Consider the following 3,596-nt stretch of genomic DNA (forward strand, 5'->3'; position numbering starts at 1 on the left):
GAATTGCGCTGCTCGGCTCGAACGGCAATGGTAAATCGACACTGGCCAAGCTGATCGGCGGTCGGCTGCCCTTGCAGAAGGGCAAGATMACCGTTGCGCCGAACCTGAAAATCTCGTTTTTTGCCCAGCATCAGCTCGATGATCTGATCCCTGAGGACAACGCGATCGAGCATGTACGCAAATTGATGCCGGATGCGCCGGAATCCAAGGTGCGCGCCCGCGTTTCACGCATGGGCTTGGCTACGGTGAAGATGAACACGGCCGCAAAAGACCTTTCCGGCGGTGAAAAAGCCCGGCTTTTGATGGGTCTTGCCACCTTCCAGGGTCCGAACCTGCTCATCCTCGACGAGCCGACGAACCATCTCGACATCGACAGCCGTGAAGCACTGATGCACGCACTGAACGATTTCGACGGCGCCGTCATCCTGATCGCCCATGACAGACATTTGATCGAAGCGACCATGGACCGGCTTTGGCTGGTGCGCGATGGCGGCGTTGCGCCCTATGATGGCGATCTCGATGCCTATCGCTCGCTGGTTTTGGCCGATGCGAAAGCGGAGCGGTCAGGCAACAAGATCGTGGTCGAAGAAGGCCAGAAACTGAGCAAGGCCGAGCAACGCAAGCTTGCCGCGCAAAAGCGTGAAGCTTTGAAGCCTTTGCAAAAGAAGATCCAGGAAGCGGAAGCACAGGTGCATCGCTTTCAGAAAAAGATCGACTCGCTGCAGATTCAGCTTGCCGATCCGGTCATCTACACGCGCGAACCCGCCAAAGCGACGCAGATCGGCAAGGAAATTGGCTACGCCAAGTCTTCGCTCGCCCGCGCGGAAGAAGAGTGGCTGACACTTTCAGGGGAATATGAAGAGGCGATGACCGAGCTGGCGCAGTAGCGCCAGTTTCAAGCACCGGGCTTTGGAATAACAGCCGTTGTGTAGAGGCAATGTAAGTGCCAGCCGAGCGGTTCATAGAGTGCACGGCCATCGGGCGTTGCCACGAGTGCCGCGCATTGTATGCCTTTTTCTCGGGAAAGCATTTCCAGCCGCTTCATGACAGACCGACCGAGCCCCTTGCGGCGATGGTTCTCATGGGTACTTATCCGGTCATAGACAGCCAATTCCCCGGGAAATCCGATCCTTCCCGTGGCTGCGACCTCCCCGCCCCTATCAAGGACATTGACGATGGTTACGCTGTCATACACCTGATGGTCATATACATAGCCATCCGGCAAAGAGGTAGTTTCGCCTTGCATGGGGCCGGACAGCAACATCATGAATGCGGGAGATTGAATATGCCAACGCGCCGGCAGATTCGGCTGGACAAGCTCCGGCGGCGCACAGACCTTCAGAAAGATCGCGGGCTCGGAAATGGCCTCGGCATGCTGACGGACCCAATCGGAATATTCTGAGAAAACATAACGCCTCAACTGGTCCGGAAGACCAACTTCGACACGATAGCCCCCGTTCTCGAAAACGGGCGCCGCTACCTGACGGGTCAGCGCCCATCCCTCGACCCATGTCCTGACGATTGCAGGATCGGCCCTCAAATCTCGCTCATCAATTGCCATCGGCGATCTATACCCGTTTTTGCATTTCGATCGCCAGTAGAGTTTTCCTGCGCGTTGGCAAGGCGAACCCCGCCACGAACGCAGCAACGCCGATGACGGTCGAAACGGCAAAGACAATTATCGTGGCGTCGCGCAGGGCCGCCGGTGTCGTGGCTTCAGGATAGCCCACGGCATTGGCAACGAGACCAGCGAGAGCGGCACCAATCGCATAACCAACGGACTGCAGTGTCGGCAACAGGGCCGAGGCGCGGTCACGTTCGCCGCTTCGCGCTGATTCCATGACCGACTGGCTGAGAAAACCCCAGCTGACGCCAAAACCGGTGCCAATGGCGATCTGACCCAGCATTACGACCAACGGCCTATCAACGAAGAAGCCAAAGACGATTGTAGCGAGGCCGGCAACGAGAAGAGTTGGCCCGAGCCGGATCAACCATGCACGGCGGCGCTGGTCCTGTATGTTGGCAACGAAGATGGCAACGGTACTCCATGCAATGGCGAATGTGGCATTGAAGGCACCTGCCTTTGTCGGGCCGTAACCCCAGAGGTTCTGCAGGGTCATGACCAGGTAAACGGACGTTGAGGCTTGTGCAACCGGCATGAGCAGTACAATCCATAGGCCAATGCCGACAGTGGAATTCAGAGCGAAGGCATCGGATGGAAAGAGGGGTGTGCGGCTGCGCCGGTCGACGACGACTACCGAGGCGAGGACCACTACGGCACCCAGGACAAACAGCACTTCCGTCGCAACCGTCTGCATGATGCTGGCAAAGGCGACCAGCATGATGCCGAAACCGATGGCCGCCAACCGGAGGAATGGTACGGACAGGCGTGCGATGTCGCCGGAAAACCTGGGCACGATATAGAAGACCAGTGCGATAAATATCAGGGCCAAAGGCACATTGACGAGGAACGCGGCACGCCACGACAGATGTTCAGTGAGCAGCCCCGAGACCAACGGCCCACCAAAGGCAGCCACCGCCCAAACGACGGCCTCAGCGCCGAAAACTTTGGAAACGAGCCGCGAGGGGAAAAGTTCGGGAATAAGTGCGTAGCAAATTGCGGCGATGATGCCCTCGCCAAGTCCTTGAAACGCACGCCCGATCAGGACCTCGGTCATCGATGAAGCGAAGGCCGCGATGAGCGTGCCCGCAAGAAACACCAGCGCGGCCCCCACCAGCGCCATCCTCGCGCCCATTCGGGCCTTCAGCAATGCGCCACTGGCGCCCCCGACAATGGAGAGGACGAGATAGAGGGTGAAAGCCCAGGAAATCAGCTCGAGTCCGCCAATTTCGCGCACTGCCGTCGGAAGTGATGTGGAAACCAGGAAACCATTGAAGGCGAACAGCGCTACACCAAGGCATAGCGTCAGGGTCGCCGCCGAATATGAGGGGCTCAGGAGTTCCGACCAGCTGGTACTGCCGGTTTCTTCTGTCGTCTCGCGCATGGCATTTCCCCAATTTAACAAGTTTTATGTTTTTATATTCCTCCGAATAAAACAAGCAATAGCTTTTTAAATTTTTCTTGCTATCTTATGTCTATGCAAGATCGCACGACAAATCGCATGCTCTATTCGCTGAAAGTGGCCGGAGCGCAGACGGCTTCGGCTCTTGGTGACAAGCTTGGCGTTACCTCTGTAGCAGTCCGACAGATGCTTGCACGTCTCCACGAGGACGGTCTCGTTGGTTTCGAGGACAGCCGGGAGAGCGTGGGCAGACCCAAGCGCTTCTGGCATTTGACCGACGCCGGAAACGCCCAGTTTCCCGACAACCACGCCGGATTGACAGCGGACCTTCTGGCGTCGGTGTCAGCGGTCTTTGGTGATGCCGGGCTTGACCAATTGATTTCCCATCGTGAGAAATCGACACTGAATCAGTACCGCACGGCGCTGGAACCKATTGCTTCGCTAGAAGAGAAAGTCCAACACCTCGCAGAAATTCGTTCGGCAGAGGGCTATATGGCCGAAGTCAGCCGGGACGCGGGCGGCGATCTTGTGCTGATCGAGAATCACTGCCCTATCTGCGTTGCAGCCAAAGCC

4 protein-coding genes are annotated in these 3,596 nt (G+C 57.5%); 2 read left to right on the plus strand and 2 right to left on the minus strand.

The genetic code is table 11. The features are described from left to right. A partial coding sequence (locus ACXJ5O_RS21665) for an ATP-binding cassette domain-containing protein (protein ID WP_457301697.1) occupies positions 1 to 887 on the plus strand: 887 nt, incomplete at its 5' end. An 8-nt stretch (positions 888 to 895) separates the two neighbouring features. Here the strand turns inward: ACXJ5O_RS21665 and ACXJ5O_RS21670 are convergent. Both ACXJ5O_RS21670 and ACXJ5O_RS21675 read right to left on the minus strand, forming a co-directional pair. Next, the gene (locus ACXJ5O_RS21670; protein ID WP_457301698.1) at positions 896 to 1,561 is read right to left on the minus strand and encodes a GNAT family N-acetyltransferase; all 666 of its coding nucleotides are present in this window, start codon (positions 1,559 to 1,561) and stop codon (positions 896 to 898) included. 7 nt (positions 1,562 to 1,568) lie between these two features. Beyond that, complete coding sequence (locus ACXJ5O_RS21675) at positions 1,569 to 3,005, minus strand: MFS transporter (RefSeq protein ID WP_457301699.1); 1,437 nt, start codon at positions 3,003 to 3,005, stop codon at positions 1,569 to 1,571. A gap of 87 nt (positions 3,006 to 3,092) precedes the next feature. Here ACXJ5O_RS21675 and ACXJ5O_RS21680 point away from each other — a divergent pair. Then, on the plus strand, positions 3,093 to 3,596 hold a 504-nt coding region (locus ACXJ5O_RS21680; protein ID WP_457301700.1), incomplete at its 3' end, for a helix-turn-helix transcriptional regulator.

This window comes from Phyllobacterium sp. P5_D12 (genome assembly GCF_054049495.1).

What these genes read in the sequence shown, in the direction of transcription:
- ACXJ5O_RS21670 (WP_457301698.1), bottom strand. Translation starts at nt 1,561, where the DNA reads ATGGCAATTGATGAGCGAGATTTGAGGGCCGATCCTGCAATCGTCAGG.
- ACXJ5O_RS21675 (WP_457301699.1), bottom strand. Translation starts at nt 3,005, where the DNA reads ATGCGCGAGACGACAGAAGAAACCGGCAGTACCAGCTGGTCGGAACTC.